This window comes from Magnetovibrio sp. (genome assembly GCF_036568125.1).
Lineage (GTDB): Bacteria > Pseudomonadota > Alphaproteobacteria > Rhodospirillales > Magnetovibrionaceae > Magnetovibrio.
This window is the reverse complement of record NZ_DATCTF010000015.1, coordinates 59,337-76,477: the sequence shown is the minus strand read 5'-3', so window position 1 is coordinate 76,477 and position 17,141 is coordinate 59,337. Positions and strand designations below refer to the sequence as shown.

Below are 17,141 nucleotides of genomic sequence, written 5' to 3'. Positions count from 1 at the left end.
AAAGTGCGAATGGCGTAAAAAAAATGTCAATTCCAATCGCCCCCCCCGGAAACCTTGGCTTTTGGGGCTTTGACCGGATTGTGGACCGGGGGCAGGGATTGCAGATGGCGGATCAACGCTTGGCGGTCCTGAGCGGTCATTTTGCTGGTGGAGTGGCTGATCGATTCGCTCATCACCCCGCCGACGAAATCGCCGTCGGGCAACATGCCGGTGGTAAACAGCATCTTTAAATCGCCCTCGGACCACTTGCCGATGCCGGTATCAGGGTCGGGCGTGATGTTCGGCACGGTGATGCCTTCGGGGTTGCTTATGGTGCCGGCGAACGCTTTGTCGTTTTGATAGCCGCCAAGAAGATTGCGCGGCGTGTGGCATTCATGGCAATGCGACAGGGCTTCGGTGACATAACGGCCGCGGTCCCAATCGGACTTGGGGCCGGGATCGAGGTAGAGCGCATTCCAAAACACCATCAACCAGCGCCAGCCGAACGGCGCTTTGAGGTCGTGTGCCGTGTTCACGTGGTTGGTGGCAGGCTGGGCTTGCATATAGGCCCACAGTGCGGCGATGTCGTCGTCCGTCATGTGGGTGTAGGAGGTATAGGGAAATGCCGGAAAATAGTGACTGCCATCGGGGGCGATGCCTTCGCGCAGGGCGCGTTTGAAATCGTCAAAGGTCCACTTGCCGATGCCCGTGTTCGGGTCGGGTGTGATGTTGGGGCTGAAAAACGTGCCATAGTCGGTCTTGAACGCCCGCCCGCCGGCCAATCGGGGGCCGTTGTTTTTTTTGTCGGTATGGCAGCCTTCGCATCCGGCCAGATTGAAGATGTATTCGCCTTTCGCCAACGAATCTTGGCCAAAGGCTGGCGCATGTGTAGACAGCAGCGCCGCCCCAGCCACAACGGTGGCGAGGGCGGCGCTATAGATTGCCTGTAGGGGCAGAGCCGTCGGCACGTTATCTTACTTCTTTTTCTCGCGGAAATTCTCGTGGCAGTTCTTGCACGATTTGCCCAATTCGCCGAACGCGGCGCCTGCGGCGGCCATGTCGCCGGACATGGCGGCGGCGTTCATATTTGCGGCGGCGCTTTCGAACATTTTTACGGCCTTGGCGAAGTCGTCAGGCTTTTCCCAAATGACGGGCAGCGCGCCGGTTTCACCGAAATCGGAGCCCTTAGGGAAGACTGAGCCGGTAATTGTCGCCAGTGCGGCCATGCCCTGGGTGTGCACGGCGAGGTTGGTCTGATTGCCGGTTTCCGCTTTGAAGATACCCGCGATCGAGCCCATGTGGCCGCCGATCGATTTCATAACGGATTTGCGGTATTTGATTTCACCGGCGTCGTCAGCCATCGCGGGGGCCGTGAACGAAATCGCGGCCAAGGCTGCGCAGGCGAAAAGGGTTGTGCGTTTCATCATCATGGCTCAGTCATCTCCTTCGTGCGCTCGCCCATCGCGGGCGCTGTGTGGGACCAATCGCAGCATAGTTTCCGTGAAAAGCAATCCATTGCCAAGGGCCAGTTTGTAACGGTTCGTAACAAGGACCGGACAATTGAGGCTTTCGACACGGCACGCCGCACGCTACAAAGATGGGAAGTAAGAAAGGGAACTTCGATGAGCAATTTGACATCACTGTGCGTTTTTTGCGGATCGCGTCCGGGCACCGACCCGGCCCATGCCCGCGAGGGTGAAAAACTCGGCCGCTTGTTGGCCGAGCGCGGCGTGCGTTTGGTCTATGGCGGCGGCGGCATCGGTCTGATGGCGGTGGTGGCGAACGCAACGATTTCGGCGGGTGGCGCGGTCACGGGGATCATTCCCGAGTTTCTCCGCGCTTACGAGGTCGGCGTGGTCGACGGCGCGGACGAAATCGTGGTCGAGGGGATGCACGAGCGCAAAGCCAAGATGTTCGAAATTTCGGATGCCTTCGTGGTTCTGCCGGGCGGGCTCGGCACCTTGGACGAAAGCATCGAAATCACCACCTGGAAGCAGCTTCAGCAACACAACAAACCGATCGTGTTCGTCAACACCAATGGCTATTGGGATCCGTATTTCGCCTTGATCGACCGGGTGGTCGACGGCGGTTTCGGTCATCACAAGGTTAAAGAGCTGTTTCAGGTGGTCGAAAACGTCGAGCAAATTTTCGATGCCATCGCCGCCGCCCCCGAAGCCGATGAGATCGTACTGACCAGCCATCTGTAAGAAAGTGGGGTTTCCGTCTTCAGTTTATGGATGCGTCACGTGATATGCGCGCCGCTTGTCAAAGAAGGCGGGGAGTCATATGTTGCAGGTGCACACATACACAGCTTGGATAAACTCTGTAAAACGAGACCCCGCAATTTTGCGCGCTTTTCGGGTGGATACCTGAAGGCCGACAAACATTTTCGGGGTATATAAGGAGAATCGCGGATGTCGAAAATCAAGGTCGCCAACCCTATCGTCGAGCTCGATGGCGATGAAATGACCCGCATCATTTGGGATTTTATCAAGACCAAACTGATCCTGCCGTACCTGGACGTGGATCTGAAATATTACGATCTCAGCGTTGAAAAGCGCGATGAAACCGACGATCAGATCACCATCGACGCCGCCGAAGCGATCAAAAAGCACCGCGTCGGAGTCAAGTGCGCGACGATCACGCCGGACGAAGATCGCGTCAAAGAGTTCAATCTCAAAGCCATGTGGAAAAGCCCCAACGGCACCATCCGCAACATCATCGGCGGCACCGTGTTCCGTCAGCCGATCTTGTGCTCCAACGTACCGCGTCTGGTGCCCGGTTGGACCCAGCCGATCGTGATCGGCCGTCATGCCTTTGGCGATCAATACCGTGCCACCGATTTCGTAGTGCCCGGCGCCGGCAAGCTGACGATGAAGTTCGTGCCGGAAGACGGTGGCGAGGTGATCGAACGCGAAGTGTTTAATTTCCCCAGCGGTGGCGTGGCGATGTCCATGTACAACCTGGATGACAGCATCCGCGGTTTCGCTCGTTCTTGCTTCAATTACGGTCTCGATCTGGGCTGGCCGGTGTATCTGTCGACCAAAAACACCATTCTCAAGGCTTACGACGGGCGCTTTAAGGACCTCTTCCAAGAGGTCTTCGACACCGAATTCAAAGCCAAGTTCGATGCTGCCAACATCACCTACGAACACCGTCTGATTGACGACATGGTCGCGTGCGCCATGAAGTGGTCCGGCGGTTTCGTGTGGGCGTGCAAAAATTACGACGGCGACGTGCAGTCCGACACCGTGGCGCAGGGTTTTGGTTCATTGGGTTTGATGACTTCGGTGTTGATGACGCCGGACGGCCAGACGGTGGAAGCCGAAGCGGCCCACGGCACCGTGACGCGTCACTATCGTCAGCATCAGCAGGGCAAGGAAACCTCGACCAACCCGATCGCGTCGATTTTCGCCTGGACCCGCGGATTGGCGTATCGCGGCAAGTTCGACGACACCCCCGACGTGGTCAAGTTCGCCGAAACCTTGGAAAAAGTCTGTGTCGAGACCGTCGAAGCGGGCTTCATGACCAAGGACCTGGCGCTGCTGATCGGCCCCGATCAGGCGTGGATGACCACCAACCAGTTCCTGGAAAAGCTTGACGAAAACCTGCAAGCCGAAATGGCCAGCTGGTAAACGGTTGGCCGACAGGCGACAATGCGAAACCCCACCGGCCCATCCGGTGGGGTTTTTGCTTGCCCGCCCTTGTGCGGGGCTTAATATGGGGACTGCTGTAACCGTTCGAGAGGTTGGGATATGAGGCCGTCGACCGATCCGGATCTGGAGATGATCTTGGCCGATATGCGCCAGGATTTTATCGATGGCGCACGTGATAAGCTCGATGCCGTGGACGACGAGATCGAGGCCCTGCGCAGTGGCGAGGACGGCGCGGAAAACCATATCCTCGAAATCAAACGCATCATCCATTCCATCAAAGGCTCTGGCGGTTCGTTCGGCTTTCCGACCATTTCCAGGGTGGCGCACGGCCTTGAGGACTATCTTGAAACCAGCGGTGACATTTCCACGGTCACCGCAGAAGATCTGCGGGTGTTCGTCAACACCCTAACCGACATTTTGGTCGCGGGCGAAGAGCCCGACGAGCAATTGGCCCATATGATGTTGCGCAGCTTGCCCACGGGGCGTCGTCAAAGCGGCGTTCGGGCGCTGGACAAGGGGTCCGCCGTGATGATCATGCCGCGCGGCGTGCAGCGTAAGATCATCTCCCAGGAATTGGCGCAGTTGGGCTACAAAGTCTCGATTCTCGACAAAGCGATCGAGGCCTTGGACATGGCTCTCACGCTCAAACCCGATTTCGTCATCACCACCCATGCCCTCGAGCGCATGACCGGCATCGAATTGGCCTGGGCGCTGCAGATGTTTCAGGCCACCCGCAACGTTCAGACCGCGGTGGTGACGGCGGACGAGATCAGCAATGAAATGCTGGAATCCCTGCCGCCACGGACCACCCTGATCAAAAAAGGTCCGCGGTTCTCGCTCGAATTGATGGCATTTATCCGCAAGAGTGAGAAATAGAACGCGATTTCCGGTGGTAAATACGCGATTTCTTCCTTGACGTACCCCTTTAAATTCCGTAAAAACCGCGCACTCGGGGCTGCATCTGTGTGGCCCTGCATCCGTTTTTGACTTGAGGAGCCGAACAATGGCCCGTAAATGCGCCCTGACCGGCCGTGGCGTGATGACCGGTAACAACGTGTCCCACGCTCACAACAAAACCCGTCGCCGTTACCTGCCCAACCTGCAGGACATTTCGTTGATGAGCGATGCCCTGGGGCATCCGGTGAGCATGCGTATCTGCGCCAGCACCATCCGCTCGATCGAACACAACGGCGGTCTCGACGCCTACCTGCTGGGTACGTCGAACCTGAAGCTGACCGAAGAAGCCCAACGGCTGAAGCGCCGCGTTCGTCGCGCGTTGGCGAAAGCTGCCAAGGCCGCTTAAGTCAGCGCCGAACAGGCACCATTAAAAAGGCCCGCTCATAGAGCGGGCCTTTTTTCATGTTATCAACGCCGCGATGATGTTATTCGGCGGCGGCTTCTTGGTTGCCGGGCAGGGCGTCGAACACGCCATCCCAAAAGCGGGTGCGTGCATCGATGGCCAAAAGGGCGGCCTCTTCGGCTTCGCGGGCTTTTTTCGCATCGCCGTCAATGAACGCATTCAGCATGCGCAACGACAAGGGCGCGTGAAAATCTTCATCCAGGTGGATGTGGCGTTCCAGATAATAGTGAAATGCCGGTGCATCAGCCTTGGTGACGGCCATATCCTTCAAAAATGAGCGGAACATGGCGGGGATGATGTGTTCGCGTCCGAGTGCGAACGCAGCGGCGATGACATGGGGTTTATCGGTCTCGATGAACTGGAACGTCTGGGCCGTGAAGGCGCGCGCGGCGGCGGGAATGTCGTGATCGTCGAAAGCCTTGCGAATGCCTTTGTCCGCAGCGGTTTCGACAAACCCATGCACCGTGTCGGCGTCGGCGCCGATTTCGCGCATGGCGGTGCGATACAGTTCATAATGGCTGAGAAATTCGGGTTCGTGTCCGGGCAGGCCCTGGTCTGTTTCTTCTTCGAGCACGATCTCGTTGATGAAGCGGCGTACCATTGGATCGCCCTTGGGCGTCCACGGCACGCGGGTCGGCGCCAGTTCGTTTTGCAAGGTTTTGCACAGGGACATGAAATCCCACACGGAATAAACGTGGTGCTGCATGAACACACGCAGATCGGCCATGGTGCGCACCGATTCGTAAACCGGGTGGCGGGCCAAGCGGTCGCGCGCAGGCGCGATCAGGTCGAGATTGAAATCGTTTTTCATCGGTTTTCCGATTTTTTGATTGGGGCCGGGGTGTATGGTGGGGTGAAATTTACCGCCTTTCCCCCAATCGGTAAAGCAAAACGCGGCCATTTTCGGTGTCCGACACCCAGGCGCGGTCCTTGACCACCAATATGCCTTCCGGCAGTTTGACGTGCGTTTCGGCAAACGTGCCCAGCGGGGCGGCGTCGGGACTGAACACGCGAATTTGGTTGTTGAACGCGTCGGCGACGTACAGGCGACCTTGTTCGTCGTGGCTGATGTATTTGGGCTCCGAAAACGGTGGGTCCCAAGTGGAAATTTCGAATTTCGGGCGCAAATCGCGGTCGAACACCACAAGGCGGTGGTTGCCGGGGTCCGTGGCGATGATGCTCAGCCCGGTGGCGTCTTGGCGGATTTCGATGTCGTGCGGGCGGCTCAAGGCCATGCCCAACGCGCTGTCGGCGACGGTTTCAATCGCGCCATCGTGGATGCGCACGACCCGATCTTCCATGGTGGAGGACGCATAGATCGATCCGTGCGGGCCGACCGCGAGGCCTTCGGGCCCGCCCAGATTTTCGATGATGCCGACAATCTGCGCGGCGGTGTCGTGAAACTCATAAATCACGATGCGATCGTTGCCGCTGTCGGCCACCAGCAAACGGCCCTTGGCGTCGAAAACCACGTCGTGAGGGAAGCTGAGCGTTTGCGCCCCGATGATGCCCTCAAGGGTCAATAGATCCGGGTCCAAGAGCACGACCCGGTCGTTGCCCATGTCGGCCACTACCAGGAAACGGCCGTCGGGGCTCAACGTCAGGTCATGGGGAGCCGCCAAGAGGGGCTCCGACACCCGTTCCAAATTGGCCCACATGGTTTCCGTCCGCGCGGGGAGGGCGGCGCACAACATGCTCAGGGTAAAAATAACGAGACGGATCACGAGATACCTCAACGGTGGTGATGTCGCCTCAGCATATCACCGCCATGGCGGTGATCACAGGGAATCGATCCAGTCGTGAATGTCGGCGATTTCCGCTTCCAGCCAGTTTTCATCCTTGAAGGTCTGGGCAAGGTTGGCGGCGCCTTGCAGACGCGTCAGCATGTGACGGGCATTATGGTCGGCGTCGTCGTGGCTCAATCCCATGCCCGCCAGGCAGTGATGCATGCTCATCAACAACAACGAATACATCGACGTCAAAGCGTTCTGACTGAAAGGGGTGAGCTTGCCGATTTCCGCACTCAGCGTACCCATCGGGCAGCCATATTGCGCCACCTCGTGGCGATCGTTGAACGGCACGTCGGCGATGCGGTGCAGGCGTGCACGCGGATCGGGAATGTCTTTGTGAAGGTCGTCGAGCAAACCTGCCAGACGCTCCGAGCGGTCGCGGATCACCGCGTCGAGCAACTCTTCCTTGGTGCGAAAATAGAAATAAAAATTGCCTTTGGGCACATCGCAATCGTCCGCAATGTCGGCGAACGACGTTGCGGTAAACCCCTTGTGATAAAACAAGGTGTTGGCGGCATCGATGATGCGCTGGCGTTTTTCTTCGCCCTTGCGGCCCATGACGGCTCCAGCTTGAATGCGCGATGATGTCCCCATCTTACGCGCCGGAGCTTAGGTTTCCAGACATAAATGCATATTCATGTACTACACGCCGATTGGTGGCGTCATAGACATGGGTTTGATTTGCCTGCGGGCCATCTCGGCGATTTGCAACCGAACGGCCTGTCGCCAAGGATGTTGCGCCCGATATCCGAGCACCTGTTCGGCGCGTCTATTGGTGACGGCTTTTTCCTCCAAAAAGTGGATGATGGATCGGGTCACCAATGGTTCCCACCACACCAACGGATCGATGGCTTCCATCAAGCCGGCAAAGACGTAGGCGATGGGAAACGGTACTGAAAAGTGCGGCTTGGGATAGCCGAATTCATCATGCAAGAAACCGATGACGTCACGCACGGTCGGGTTTTCGGGGCCGATGACGTTGAACGATTCATAGCCTTTGAGGCCGGGAACCGTCGCGGCCAGCGCCATGGCTTGCCCGATATCGCGACCATCGATGAGCGGCAGATGGGTGGCGCCACCGTTCACCCATGGCACCAGGTGGGTTTTTAGCCTGGGCAGCAACATCGGCAAAATGCCCAGGCCGTAATTCGAGCCGACGAAAAACCCCAAGCGCATGTTGACGAATGTGGTGCCGTGGTCGGCGTGTCGGCGCATATATTCTTCGATCTTTTGGACATTGTGCAGGTGAGGGAAGAACGGCGTAACCTCGCCCACGCAATGCGCGTCGTCGTCCGTGTTGCGATCGGTCAGCGCGGTGCTGCTGACGTGGACGAAGCGCTTCACACCGGCTTGGACCACGTCGTCGATGAAGGCGAGCGCGGGACGCAGGTGATGCGTGTCCGATTGCGACCGGTGTCCCCACGCTGCGGTCCACGCAGCGCAGTGGACGACGGCATCGATGTCTTGCAGCACATGCTTGCGAAACCCGGCATCGCTCAAATCGCCGACCCGGATCTCGCCTTTAAAACGCCCCGACAGCTTGGCCGGGTTGCGACATGTTGCGACGACATTGACGTGGTCGAACCCCGCCAACGCAGCGAGGGTGTGCGAACCGGTGAACCCGGTGGCGCCGGTGACGAGCACCGTCAGGGTCTTTTTACGCGGGTCCATGGGGTTCAATCCTTGCGCACGAAGAAGGTGTGTTCGCGATCGGCACTGGTGGTCGAAAGCAAGGTGTTGCCGGTCTGCTTGCAAAACGATTCGATGTCTTTCAGCGAACCCTGGTCGGTGCTGATCATACGCACCACCTCGCCACTTTCGGCTTGGTTCAGGACCTTGCGAATTTTCAAGATCGGCAGCGGGCAATTGAGGCCGCGTGCATCGAGGTCGTGGGTGAAGTCCATATGTACGTTCCTCCGTTTAAATGAACAGACTGATGTCGGCTTTTTGCGACATCGGCAGATAGCTGGTCGCGCCGATCCAGCCCTCGACTTCGGGGATGTAGTCGTCTTGGGAATGGCCGAACAGATCGACCGTCATCTGACACGCGAACAGCTTCGCGCCGCCTTCGATTGACGCTTCACGCAATTCTTCGACGCTGGCGACACCCTTGGCGCAGGTGGTTTCCTTGAACATGGCGGTGGCCATGGCTTCGAAACCGGGCACGTTGCTCATCACCGCGTTGGGAATGTTCCACTCGATGCCTTTCAGCCATTCGGGGCCGAAGGGCATTTTCATCGGCATTGACGGATTGCCCAGCGGGCTGACCTGCAAGCGCGGTTTTTTCTTCAGCAGTTCCAAGCCGTAAAACGTGAAAAACACCGACACATCCCATTCGAGCGCCGCTGCGGTCGAGGCCAGGATGAACGGCGGATAGGCCATGTCCATGGTGCCTTTGGTGGCGATGATCGCCAGGGACGGGGTTTTGTTGGCCTCGATCTCGGCCAGTTTACGTTCCAACACGGCATCGAGCCGTTTGTCGATCAAGTCGTTGAGATGGGCTTCGTCTGTCGTCGTTTTAATCATATTCATCGGCTATCCCCTCGGTTCGGTTGAGTGCCCCTTTGATGGTGGAGGCCTAAAAATAAGACAATCGTCCAAATCAGTCAATCGTCCAAATTTTTTCGCGTGACGATGGCTGCGGGGGGATTGACGCGATAGGGGGCGCACGCCTATCTCCCGCTCAGGTACAAGACCTTCGATACGAACACGAAAGGATCATCGATGGGGTACATGCGCACAGCCATTTTGATCGCGGGCCTGACGGCTTTGTTCATGGCTGCGGGTTTCATGTTGGGCGGCGAAGGCGGCATGCTGATCGCCTTGATGATCGCGGTCGGCATGAACTTCTGGGCCTATTGGTCATCGGACAAGATGGTGCTCAGGATGTACGGCGCGCGTCAGGTTTCGCGCACGGAGCAACCGGAATTTTACGACATGGTCGCGGCTCTGGCGCAACAGGCCGACCTGCCCATGCCCAAGGTCTACATCATCGACGAGGACCAGCCCAACGCGTTCGCCACCGGTCGCAACCCGCAAAATGCCGCCGTCGCGGCGACCACGGGGCTGCTACGTCTGTTGAATACCAACGAGGTCGCGGGCGTGATGGCGCACGAGTTGGCACACGTGAAAAACCGCGACACCCTGATCATGACCATCACCGCGACCATCGCCGGTGCGCTGAGCATGCTGGCGAACTTCGCGATGTTTTTCGGCGGCAGCGACAACCGCAACAATCCGTTGGGCATCGTCGGGGTGATCTTGGTGATGATCTTGGCGCCGCTGGCGGCGATGATGGTGCAGATGGCGATCTCGCGCACCCGCGAATACGAGGCTGATCGTATCGGTAGCGAAATATGCGGCCAACCATTGTGGTTGGCATCGGCGCTGGGCAAATTGGAACAAGGCGCAAAGCGCATCGACAACGCCCGCGCCGAGGACAACCCGGCGACCGCGCATATGTTCATCGTCAACCCGTTGCACGCCAAATCGGTGGACAACCTGTTCTCGACCCACCCCAATATGAAAAACCGCATCGAACGTCTGCAGGCGCTTGCCGGAACCATGCGTTCCAGTGCCAGCCCCACTCCCAGTCCCAGCAGCGCGACGCGCCCGGTCAAACGCGCACGACGGTCCAGCTCCGTGCCGAACATGCGTGGACGCGGTCGTTCGCGTTAAGGGTCCGCGAACGCCAATCGTCGTCTATGTATCGCTGTCGATGGGAATGATGTGCAGGCGACCGTTCTTGACGCCGGTTTGGGAGGTCAGGTGATTGGACAGATGGCGCACATCTTTCATCGTATCTCTAAGCACCGTGGCCTCGAGGCAGTTTCGCTCGTCGATGTGCAGATGCAAAGTCGCGGCGGGAATGTCGTGGTGATGGTGTTGGGCTTCCATCAGTCGCGATGACAACAGGCGTTCGTGGTTTCCTGACGCAACGGGGCGAGATCAAAAAAAGGCCGGAACGATACCGTTCCGGCCTTTTCGATGTGGTCGGTGGTGTTAAGGGGCTTATTGACCCATGCCCGGCATGTTGCCGTGGTCCATGTTCTGCATGCCACCCATTTTGTGCTTGGCCATATCGCCCATCGCGCCCGGTCCCATGACTTCGACTTTGATGGTCTTTTCGCCGGCATGTTCGAACACCAAGGTGACGGGGAAGGAGCTGCCTTCTTTAAGCGGCTCGTTCAGACCCATGAACATCACGTGGTAGCTGCCGGGTTTGAGTTCTTGGGTGGTGCCGTTTTTCACCGGGATGCCGCCTTCGACTTCACGCATTTTCATCACGCCGCCTTCCATCAGGTGGGTGTGCAGTTCGACCTTTTTCGACACGTCGGCCTTGGCGGCGACCAGGGTGTCGTCCATCCCGGTTTCATTGTAGATGAACATAAAGGCAGCGCCGGCTTTGGCCATGCCGGCAGAGGCACGGGCCCAAGGCTTGGAAATCGTCATGTCGCCGGCCAGGGCAGCACCGGTGAAAGCGACGGTGGCGAGTGCGGTTGCGGCGATGAAAGTCTTAAAGCTGTTCATGGTCTTGGGTCCTTGCAATTGCGGGCACACGCGTGCGCCTCTCTGTACGGGCGGCTCAATCCTGGTTGGGACGAGCAGGTTCAAATCTTGGCTGTTTTGTATAGACACACGCCCGAGCCGGCCGTCCTACTTTCCGGCCCGAGCGTGGTCTTGGTTGGGAAGTGTAACTGTGGGTCAGGCGGCGGGCGGACCGCGGGCCAACCCCGGCGCGGCACTCCAAAGTGCGGTCCGCTTGTCGCTCGCTTCAGGAACGTTGCACCCCCGAGGGAGGTCGAGGGGTACAAACGCCACCTGGGGCGCCTGAGGGACCGGACCTTGGGCGCTGGCCTGCACTTGGCAGACTGGGCAGTCCCAGGGTGTGACGTCAGAAGGAACCTTGTCCAGAGGTCCGTCCAAAACGTCGCCGCGGGTCTGTGCGCCGTAGGCCGTACAAATAACGAGATAGAAACTGGGGAGTGACTGACCCTCGCGGATGCCGTCGTCGTCCGGTAGCGGTACGGCGGCGCTGAGCGGGATCATCGCTTGCAAAAGCATGGCGAACAACGCCGTCTGCGCCGCGCCCCGGTGCGTTACCTTGAGGCGGCTGCAGGTCGAGCGGATCGCACTTTTGACGCGTGTCAGAATCACGGTCATCCCCGTTGCAAACTGCGGATGAGCATGGCGCTCATCTCATTTACACCAATCTTATGCGAAATAGGCCAAGAGGCAAGGTTTAAGTGCCCGCCGACGGACATGAAATGTTCTATGCACGTCGCCGCATGCGGCCTTGTTGGCGGGTGGATTTGGTGTCTTCATCGAACAAATCGGCCAACTCCGACATGATGGTTCCACCCAGATCCTCGGCATCCAGCAGTGTTACGGCGCGTTTGTAATAGCGCGTCACGTCGTGGCCGATGCCGATGGCGATCAGTTCGACCGGCGATTTGGTCTCGATCCATTCGATGGCGTCGCGCAGGTGGCGTTCGAGATAGTTGCCGGGGTTGACGCTCAAGGTGGCGTCGTCCACCGGCGCGCCGTCGGAAATGACCATCAAAATGCGGCGTTGTTCGGGGCGGCCGAGCAGACGGCTGTGCGCCCACAGCAAGGCTTCGCCGTCGATGTTTTCCTTCAAGATGCCTTCTTTGAGCATCAGCCCTAAGTTGCGTCGCACACGCCGCCAGGGGGTGTCGGCACCCTTGTAGATGATGTGGCGCAGATCGTTGAGGCGGCCGGGCTTTTCCGGCTTGCCCTGTTCGACCCATTGCTCGCGGGATTTACCGCCCTTCCACGCGCGGGTGGTGAAGCCGAGAATTTCAACTTTCACCCCACAGCGTTCCAAGGTGCGCGCCATGACATCGGCGCTGGTGGCGGCGATGGAGATGGGCCGGCCGCGCATGGAGCCGGAATTGTCGATCAGCAACGACACCACGGTGTCGCGGAAATCGGCGTCCTTTTCTTCCTTGAACGACAGCGGTGCGTAAGGGTCGATGATCACCCGCGGCAATTTGGCGACATCCAGCATGCCTTCTTCCAGATCGAATTCCCACGATCGCGTCTGTTTGGCCAGCAGGCGGCGCTGTAAACGGTTGGCGAGTTTGGTGACCACGCCTTGCAGCTTATCCAACTGGCGGTCCAACTGTTCGCGCAGGCGCTGCAATTCCATCGGCTCGCACAGTTCTTCGGCGGGCACGACCTGATCGAATTCGGTGGTGTAGGCGCGATAGGGACGGACGGGGTTGGGATCGTTTTGCGGCCACGCGTCGTCGTGTTCGCTGGGGCCTGAGGGTGTCTCGCCGCCCGCGACCATGTCTTCGTCCAACCCGCCTTCGCCGTCGAGGCCGTCGGCGAATTCGGCGCTCATGCCTTCCGAGCCCATCACGCCGGAGGTGTCCTGTTCACCATCGCCTTGCTGGCTGTCGTCAGACTCGCTTTCTGGCTGCTGTTCCTGGCTTTGGGCGTCCTGATCCGACTGCTGATCGGATTCACTTTGACCGGGCAATTCGTTGAGCAGTTCCAGCGCTTGCATCAGCATTCCGGCTTCACGCGCGAATTCCGCCTGATCGGCCAACGTCGTCGCCAGCTTGTTGAGGCGTCCTGGGGCTTTGGCGTCGAGCCACGGCCGCCAGATTTGGGCCAAGTCCTCGGCGTCGGCGGGAATTTTCTCGCCGTTGAAACGTTCGCGCGCCAACAGCGTGATGGCCTGGGCCATGTGCACCGGGTCGCGCTCGCTGACCCCACGGAATTTACCGGCGTTCTGTTCGTGCAGCGCCGCCATGTTTTGCGCCGCGCCGGGAAACACCCGCGCGCCGACAGCCTCGACCCGTGCTTGTTCCAGGGCGCCGAATACCGCGCGCGCATCATCGCCCGGCGGCATCAAGCGGTTGTGCAAGTCCGGGTCGTGATATTGCATGCGCATCGCCAGGGCGTCGGCTTGTCCGCGCAGACGCAAGACGTCGGCGGATTTGAGATGCGGTGCCGGTTCCGGTTCGGGCAGCATGGCGCTTTCGCCCGACAGGGACGGGCCGCTTTGACCGCGCACGAAACCGACCGTCAGTTCGCGCTTTTGGCCCATGGCCTTGAGCGTTGCTGCGGTTGCGCGTTTGAGCGTTTCGTTGAGCGGTTCTGCCTTGGACATGTCCCGGCCTTATCCTTGAGCGCTGGACCCGAGACCGGATTTGATCAGGGATTCGGGCAATTCCTCGCCAAAGCAGCGCTGGTAATATTCGGCGACGATGGGGCGTTCCAACTCATCGCATTTGTTGAGGAAGCTCATGCGGAACGCGGTGCCGACATTGCCGAAAATCTGCGCGTTTTCCGCCCACGTCAGCACCGTGCGCGGGCTCATCACGGTCGAGATGTCGCCGCTGATGAAGCCTTCGCGGGTGAGGTCGGCGACCCGCACCATGGCCGACACGGTTTTACGGCCTTCGTCGCTCTGGTACGCGGCGACCTTGGACAGAATGATGCGCGTTTCGTCATCATGGGGCAGATAATTCAGCGTGGTGACGATGTTCCAGCGGTCCATCTGGCCTTGATTGATCTGCTGGGTGCCGTGATAGAGCCCGGTGGTATCGCCCAGGCCGATGGTGTTGGTGGTCGAAAACAGCCGGAAATAAGGGTGCGGGCGGATCACACGGCTTTGGTCTAGCAACGTCAGGCGTCCTTCGACTTCCAATACGCGTTGGATCACGAACATCACGTCTGGGCGCCCGGCATCGTATTCGTCGAACACGATCGCAACAGGGTGCTGCAACGCCCACGGCAAGATGCCTTCGCGAAACTCCGTCACTTGCTTGCCGTCTTTGAGCACGATGGCGTCCTTGCCCACCAGGTCGATACGCGACACGTGGCTGTCCAGATTGACGCGGATCATCGGCCAGTTGAGGCGCGCGGCGACCTGTTCGATGTGGGTCGACTTGCCGGTGCCGTGATAACCCTGCACCATGACGCGGCGGTTGTGTTTGAAGCCCGCGAGGATGGCCAGCGTGGTGTCGAAATCGAACTGGTAATTTGGATCGATGCTCGGCACATGGGCTTCGCCTTCGGAAAAGGCCGGTACATCCATGTCGATGTCGATGCCAAACGTTTGGCGCACGTCCAGCATGATGTCGGGGGCGTCCAACGGGAAGGCGGCGGTGTTTGCGTCTGAAGAGGTGGTCATCATGATTTCCGGTTTGCAGTGTGCCGGGACGATTGCGGCAGGGTTTTCAGGGGAGCGGATAATGCAGCGAGTTAGGCGTTGAGATATTTCAGGACCGTTTGATAGGCGATGCCGATTTCCTTGAAAGTCTCTTCTGCCTCTTTACACCCGCCGTTGGCGTCCGGGTGATGACGCTTGACGAGTTTTTTGTAGCGCGTTTTGACGTCGTCGATAGTGGCCGACGGATCCAGGTCGAGCACGGCGTAAGCCTTGGCGACCGGGCTGTCGGGTGGAAACGCGCGATTGAACGGACGGCTTTGGCCTGGGTCGGTGGCATCGTTGAAAAAACCAAAATTGTCCTGGATGCGTGCTCCGGCGGCAAAGGCTTTGGCCTTGGCTTTGTCGGCCTTGGACCCGAGTTCCCAAGTCGGACGTTGCCAGACGGTGTCGTTTTTGATCACCGCTTCGACTTCGTCGTCGGTCAGGCCTTCGAAATAATTCCAGCTTTTGTTGTGTTCTCGAATGTGGTCGGCGCAATACCAGACGTGGCTGCCCATTTCGCGCGGCGATTTGTGGGTGCGAAATTCGCCTTCGTCCACGCATCCCTGCCAATCGCACGTGCGCGCATGCCTATGCGCCGCACGTTTGGGGCGGATCGTGAACGGGGTTTCCAAACCGGCCTTTCGGGCTTGGCCGGTTTTTCGTGTGTGCCCGGTTTTTTGAGCGTGGTTGACCATGATCTAACTATGGGGTTTTCGAGGCTTTCTTGCAAGATGCGGACTGATGGTGAGCGGACTTGAACAGGACGCAGCAATTGCCCCTTGATCCTGGGCTCAGATGCCTTACTTGTTCAAAACCAATTTGTACAACGAGGATTTACACCATGCGCGTCCGCAATGCCATTGAAAGCAAGCTTACCGCCGCCCTGAACCCGGTTCACCTGGAGGTGATCGACAATAGCGCCAAGCATGCAGGCCATGCCGGCGCGCGCCCGGAAGGCGAAAGCCACTTTGCCGTGGTTGTTGTGTCTTCGGCGTTTGAAGGGCAAAATAGAGTGCAGCGCCAGCGCCTGGTCTATGCGGCGTTGGCCGAGGAAATGGCAAACAACATTCACGCTTTGGAACTGAAAACGCTCACCCCTGAAGAATCGCGGGCTTGAGTTCGGTGAAAATGGCGCGCCCAGCGTGAGGCGTGGTTGCCGGCAAGAATGAGAATCTTTCTAAAAATACACTTGTATTCAATGGGTTGCTGCATAGTCCGAAAATGCAATTGAAAAGAGCGGTGATCCATACAAATCTGGAATATGTTCTATCGTTACGATGGTACCGAAATGCGGTAAAATGGGATACTTTCCCAGTACGTAAACTATTGAATATAGGGGGTGTGGGCTATGAACAGCCGACTCCAAAGCCGAAATGTCACTGTTGATGGACACCGCACCAGCCTGCGTCTCGAGCAGGATGTGTGGGTCGCACTTGAAGAAATTTGCGTGCGTGAAGACATGAACGTGCACGAAATCTGCACTTTGATCGAACAGCGTCGTAAAGGGTCCAGCCGTACGGCCGCCGTACGCGCCTTCATTTTGCAGTATTTCCGCGAAGCGGCGTCGGACACCGGCCACCTCAAGGCAGGGCACGGTAAACTGTCCACGAACAAACGCGACGACACGAGCAAGGACCGTGGCGGCTTGGCCGCAAACTTAAACTGAACTTTTACTTATGATGCAACCGTCTTAAGTCTATTCGGGCTTAAAGGCTTCGCGGCGCGCATCGTCGATGTTGAGGTTGATCTCTTTTAAAGCCGACTCCAACAAATCCCGCATGGAAATCATGGCAATCACCCGCTGTTGGTCGTCAACGACCGGCAGGTGGCGGATGTTGCGCGTGAGCATCAGTTCGATCGCGTCCAGACAACTGTCGGAACTCTTCAGCGTTTCGGGATGATCGGTCATCACGTCCGAAAGCGGCGTGGCAAGGGGGTTGAGTCCGCACGCCAACACGCGATGGGTCATGTCACGCTCGCTGACGATGCCGATCAACTGGTCATCGCCGTTTGTCACGGCAATCGCTGCAATGTTGTGGGTACTCATCAATTGCACCGCGTCGTGTATGGTGCGGGTCTTGTCGAGTGCGACGATATCCTGTTCGCGCACGACGTCGGGAATGATGCGCCGTTGCATGGATGAGGTTCCTCATGGGGGCTGGTGG

Annotated in this window: 22 protein-coding genes; 7 read left to right on the top strand and 15 right to left on the bottom strand. The window is 58.5% G+C overall.

What is annotated here, in order from left to right:
- Nucleotides 1–26: 26 nt before the first annotated feature.
- A complete protein-coding gene (locus VIN96_RS13015) occupies nucleotides 27–947 on the bottom strand; it encodes a c-type cytochrome (RefSeq protein ID WP_331896662.1) in 921 nt (306 codons plus the stop codon).
- A gap of 6 nt (nucleotides 948–953) precedes the next feature.
- Nucleotides 954–1,409: a cytochrome c gene (locus VIN96_RS13010; protein ID WP_331896661.1), complete on the bottom strand. Its 456-nt coding sequence runs from the start codon at nucleotides 1,407–1,409 to the stop codon at nucleotides 954–956.
- Nucleotides 1,410–1,601: 192 nt separating this feature from the next.
- On the opposite strand from VIN96_RS13010, the gene VIN96_RS13005 reads away from it, so the two are divergent.
- The 4 genes from VIN96_RS13005 (at nucleotide 1,602) to rpmB (ending at nucleotide 4,938) form a co-directional block, all read left to right on the top strand.
- Nucleotides 1,602–2,186: a TIGR00730 family Rossman fold protein gene (locus VIN96_RS13005; protein ID WP_331896660.1), complete on the top strand. Its 585-nt coding sequence runs from the start codon at nucleotides 1,602–1,604 to the stop codon at nucleotides 2,184–2,186.
- A gap of 207 nt (nucleotides 2,187–2,393) precedes the next feature.
- Nucleotides 2,394–3,614 (top strand): NADP-dependent isocitrate dehydrogenase, encoded by a 1,221-nt coding sequence (locus VIN96_RS13000; RefSeq protein WP_331896659.1) that lies wholly within the window; start codon nucleotides 2,394–2,396, stop codon nucleotides 3,612–3,614.
- A gap of 120 nt (nucleotides 3,615–3,734) precedes the next feature.
- A complete protein-coding gene (locus VIN96_RS12995; RefSeq protein WP_331896658.1) occupies nucleotides 3,735–4,511 on the top strand; it encodes an Hpt domain-containing protein in 777 nt (258 codons plus the stop codon).
- Between the two features lie 127 nt (nucleotides 4,512–4,638).
- Nucleotides 4,639–4,938, top strand: a complete 300-nt coding sequence (gene rpmB / locus VIN96_RS12990) for a 50S ribosomal protein L28 (protein ID WP_331896657.1) — start codon at nucleotides 4,639–4,641, stop codon at nucleotides 4,936–4,938.
- A gap of 79 nt (nucleotides 4,939–5,017) precedes the next feature.
- On the opposite strand, the gene VIN96_RS12985 is transcribed toward rpmB, so the two are convergent.
- From VIN96_RS12985 to VIN96_RS12960, 6 genes are read right to left on the bottom strand one after another with little or no spacing between them, the layout of a single operon-like run.
- Entirely contained in the window at nucleotides 5,018–5,806 is a 789-nt protein-coding gene (locus VIN96_RS12985) for a DUF3050 domain-containing protein (RefSeq protein WP_331896656.1), read from the bottom strand.
- 49 nt (nucleotides 5,807–5,855) lie between these two features.
- Nucleotides 5,856–6,719, bottom strand: a complete 864-nt coding sequence (locus VIN96_RS12980; protein WP_331896655.1) for an NHL repeat-containing protein — start codon at nucleotides 6,717–6,719, stop codon at nucleotides 5,856–5,858.
- Nucleotides 6,720–6,773: 54 nt separating this feature from the next.
- Nucleotides 6,774–7,379, bottom strand: a complete 606-nt coding sequence (locus VIN96_RS12975; protein WP_331896654.1) for a TetR/AcrR family transcriptional regulator — start codon at nucleotides 7,377–7,379, stop codon at nucleotides 6,774–6,776.
- A gap of 48 nt (nucleotides 7,380–7,427) precedes the next feature.
- Entirely contained in the window at nucleotides 7,428–8,456 is a 1,029-nt protein-coding gene (locus VIN96_RS12970) for an NAD-dependent epimerase/dehydratase family protein (protein ID WP_331896653.1), read from the bottom strand.
- 5 nt (nucleotides 8,457–8,461) lie between these two features.
- The gene (locus VIN96_RS12965; RefSeq protein WP_331896652.1) at nucleotides 8,462–8,689 is read right to left on the bottom strand and encodes a sulfurtransferase TusA family protein; all 228 of its coding nucleotides are present in this window, start codon (nucleotides 8,687–8,689) and stop codon (nucleotides 8,462–8,464) included.
- Nucleotides 8,690–8,705: 16 nt separating this feature from the next.
- Nucleotides 8,706–9,317 (bottom strand): DsrE/DsrF/DrsH-like family protein, encoded by a 612-nt coding sequence (locus VIN96_RS12960; RefSeq protein WP_331896651.1) that lies wholly within the window; start codon nucleotides 9,315–9,317, stop codon nucleotides 8,706–8,708.
- 192 nt (nucleotides 9,318–9,509) lie between these two features.
- Here VIN96_RS12960 and htpX point away from each other — a divergent pair, with 192 nt between their 5' ends.
- Complete coding sequence (gene htpX, locus VIN96_RS12955; protein WP_331896650.1) at nucleotides 9,510–10,463, top strand: zinc metalloprotease HtpX; 954 nt, start codon at nucleotides 9,510–9,512, stop codon at nucleotides 10,461–10,463.
- A gap of 24 nt (nucleotides 10,464–10,487) precedes the next feature.
- On the opposite strand, the gene VIN96_RS12950 is transcribed toward htpX, so the two are convergent.
- The 6 genes from VIN96_RS12950 to VIN96_RS12925 form a co-directional block, all read right to left on the bottom strand.
- Nucleotides 10,488–10,700: a hypothetical protein gene (locus tag VIN96_RS12950; RefSeq protein WP_331896977.1), complete on the bottom strand. Its 213-nt coding sequence runs from the start codon at nucleotides 10,698–10,700 to the stop codon at nucleotides 10,488–10,490.
- Between the two features lie 96 nt (nucleotides 10,701–10,796).
- Nucleotides 10,797–11,315 carry a copper chaperone PCu(A)C gene (locus tag VIN96_RS12945; RefSeq protein WP_331896649.1) on the bottom strand — a complete coding sequence of 173 codons (519 nt, stop codon included), beginning with the start codon at nucleotides 11,313–11,315 and terminating at the stop codon, nucleotides 10,797–10,799.
- A 174-nt stretch (nucleotides 11,316–11,489) separates the two neighbouring features.
- A complete protein-coding gene (locus tag VIN96_RS12940; protein WP_331896648.1) occupies nucleotides 11,490–11,942 on the bottom strand; it encodes a DUF2946 family protein in 453 nt (150 codons plus the stop codon).
- Between the two features lie 115 nt (nucleotides 11,943–12,057).
- Entirely contained in the window at nucleotides 12,058–13,929 is a 1,872-nt protein-coding gene (cobT, locus tag VIN96_RS12935) for a cobaltochelatase subunit CobT (protein ID WP_331896647.1), read from the bottom strand.
- Nucleotides 13,930–13,938: 9 nt separating this feature from the next.
- The gene (cobS, locus tag VIN96_RS12930) at nucleotides 13,939–14,955 is read right to left on the bottom strand and encodes a cobaltochelatase subunit CobS (protein ID WP_331896646.1); all 1,017 of its coding nucleotides are present in this window, start codon (nucleotides 14,953–14,955) and stop codon (nucleotides 13,939–13,941) included.
- Nucleotides 14,956–15,026: 71 nt separating this feature from the next.
- Nucleotides 15,027–15,671: a J domain-containing protein gene (locus VIN96_RS12925; protein ID WP_331896645.1), complete on the bottom strand. Its 645-nt coding sequence runs from the start codon at nucleotides 15,669–15,671 to the stop codon at nucleotides 15,027–15,029.
- Nucleotides 15,672–15,817: 146 nt separating this feature from the next.
- Here VIN96_RS12925 and VIN96_RS12920 point away from each other — a divergent pair, with 146 nt between their 5' ends.
- Both VIN96_RS12920 and VIN96_RS12915 read left to right on the top strand, forming a co-directional pair.
- A complete protein-coding gene (locus VIN96_RS12920) occupies nucleotides 15,818–16,093 on the top strand; it encodes a BolA family protein (protein WP_331896644.1) in 276 nt (91 codons plus the stop codon).
- 231 nt (nucleotides 16,094–16,324) lie between these two features.
- Nucleotides 16,325–16,642: a ribbon-helix-helix domain-containing protein gene (locus VIN96_RS12915; protein ID WP_331896643.1), complete on the top strand. Its 318-nt coding sequence runs from the start codon at nucleotides 16,325–16,327 to the stop codon at nucleotides 16,640–16,642.
- Between the two features lie 30 nt (nucleotides 16,643–16,672).
- Here the strand turns inward: VIN96_RS12915 and VIN96_RS12910 are convergent, their stop codons facing one another.
- The gene (locus VIN96_RS12910; RefSeq protein WP_331896642.1) at nucleotides 16,673–17,113 is read right to left on the bottom strand and encodes a cyclic nucleotide-binding/CBS domain-containing protein; all 441 of its coding nucleotides are present in this window, start codon (nucleotides 17,111–17,113) and stop codon (nucleotides 16,673–16,675) included.
- Between the last annotated feature and the right edge of the window lie 28 nt (nucleotides 17,114–17,141).

Coding starts and splice junctions, on each gene's coding strand:
- VIN96_RS12965 (WP_331896652.1), bottom strand. CDS start 8,689: ATGGACTTCACCCACGACCTCGATGCACGCGGCCTCAATTGCCCGCTG.
- VIN96_RS12985 (WP_331896656.1), bottom strand. CDS start 5,806: ATGAAAAACGATTTCAATCTCGACCTGATCGCGCCTGCGCGCGACCGC.
- VIN96_RS13000 (WP_331896659.1), top strand. CDS start 2,394: ATGTCGAAAATCAAGGTCGCCAACCCTATCGTCGAGCTCGATGGCGAT.
- VIN96_RS13010 (WP_331896661.1), bottom strand. CDS start 1,409: ATGATGATGAAACGCACAACCCTTTTCGCCTGCGCAGCCTTGGCCGCG.
- cobS (WP_331896646.1), bottom strand. CDS start 14,955: ATGACCACCTCTTCAGACGCAAACACCGCCGCCTTCCCGTTGGACGCC.
- VIN96_RS13005 (WP_331896660.1), top strand. CDS start 1,602: ATGAGCAATTTGACATCACTGTGCGTTTTTTGCGGATCGCGTCCGGGC.
- VIN96_RS12960 (WP_331896651.1), bottom strand. CDS start 9,317: ATGAATATGATTAAAACGACGACAGACGAAGCCCATCTCAACGACTTG.
- rpmB (WP_331896657.1), top strand. CDS start 4,639: ATGGCCCGTAAATGCGCCCTGACCGGCCGTGGCGTGATGACCGGTAAC.
- htpX (WP_331896650.1), top strand. CDS start 9,510: ATGGGGTACATGCGCACAGCCATTTTGATCGCGGGCCTGACGGCTTTG.
- VIN96_RS12995 (WP_331896658.1), top strand. CDS start 3,735: ATGAGGCCGTCGACCGATCCGGATCTGGAGATGATCTTGGCCGATATG.
- VIN96_RS12915 (WP_331896643.1), top strand. CDS start 16,325: ATGAACAGCCGACTCCAAAGCCGAAATGTCACTGTTGATGGACACCGC.
- VIN96_RS12920 (WP_331896644.1), top strand. CDS start 15,818: ATGCGCGTCCGCAATGCCATTGAAAGCAAGCTTACCGCCGCCCTGAAC.
- VIN96_RS12975 (WP_331896654.1), bottom strand. CDS start 7,379: ATGGGGACATCATCGCGCATTCAAGCTGGAGCCGTCATGGGCCGCAAG.
- VIN96_RS12925 (WP_331896645.1), bottom strand. CDS start 15,671: ATGGTCAACCACGCTCAAAAAACCGGGCACACACGAAAAACCGGCCAA.
- VIN96_RS12910 (WP_331896642.1), bottom strand. CDS start 17,113: ATGCAACGGCGCATCATTCCCGACGTCGTGCGCGAACAGGATATCGTC.
- VIN96_RS12970 (WP_331896653.1), bottom strand. CDS start 8,456: ATGGACCCGCGTAAAAAGACCCTGACGGTGCTCGTCACCGGCGCCACC.
- VIN96_RS12945 (WP_331896649.1), bottom strand. CDS start 11,315: ATGAACAGCTTTAAGACTTTCATCGCCGCAACCGCACTCGCCACCGTC.
- cobT (WP_331896647.1), bottom strand. CDS start 13,929: ATGTCCAAGGCAGAACCGCTCAACGAAACGCTCAAACGCGCAACCGCA.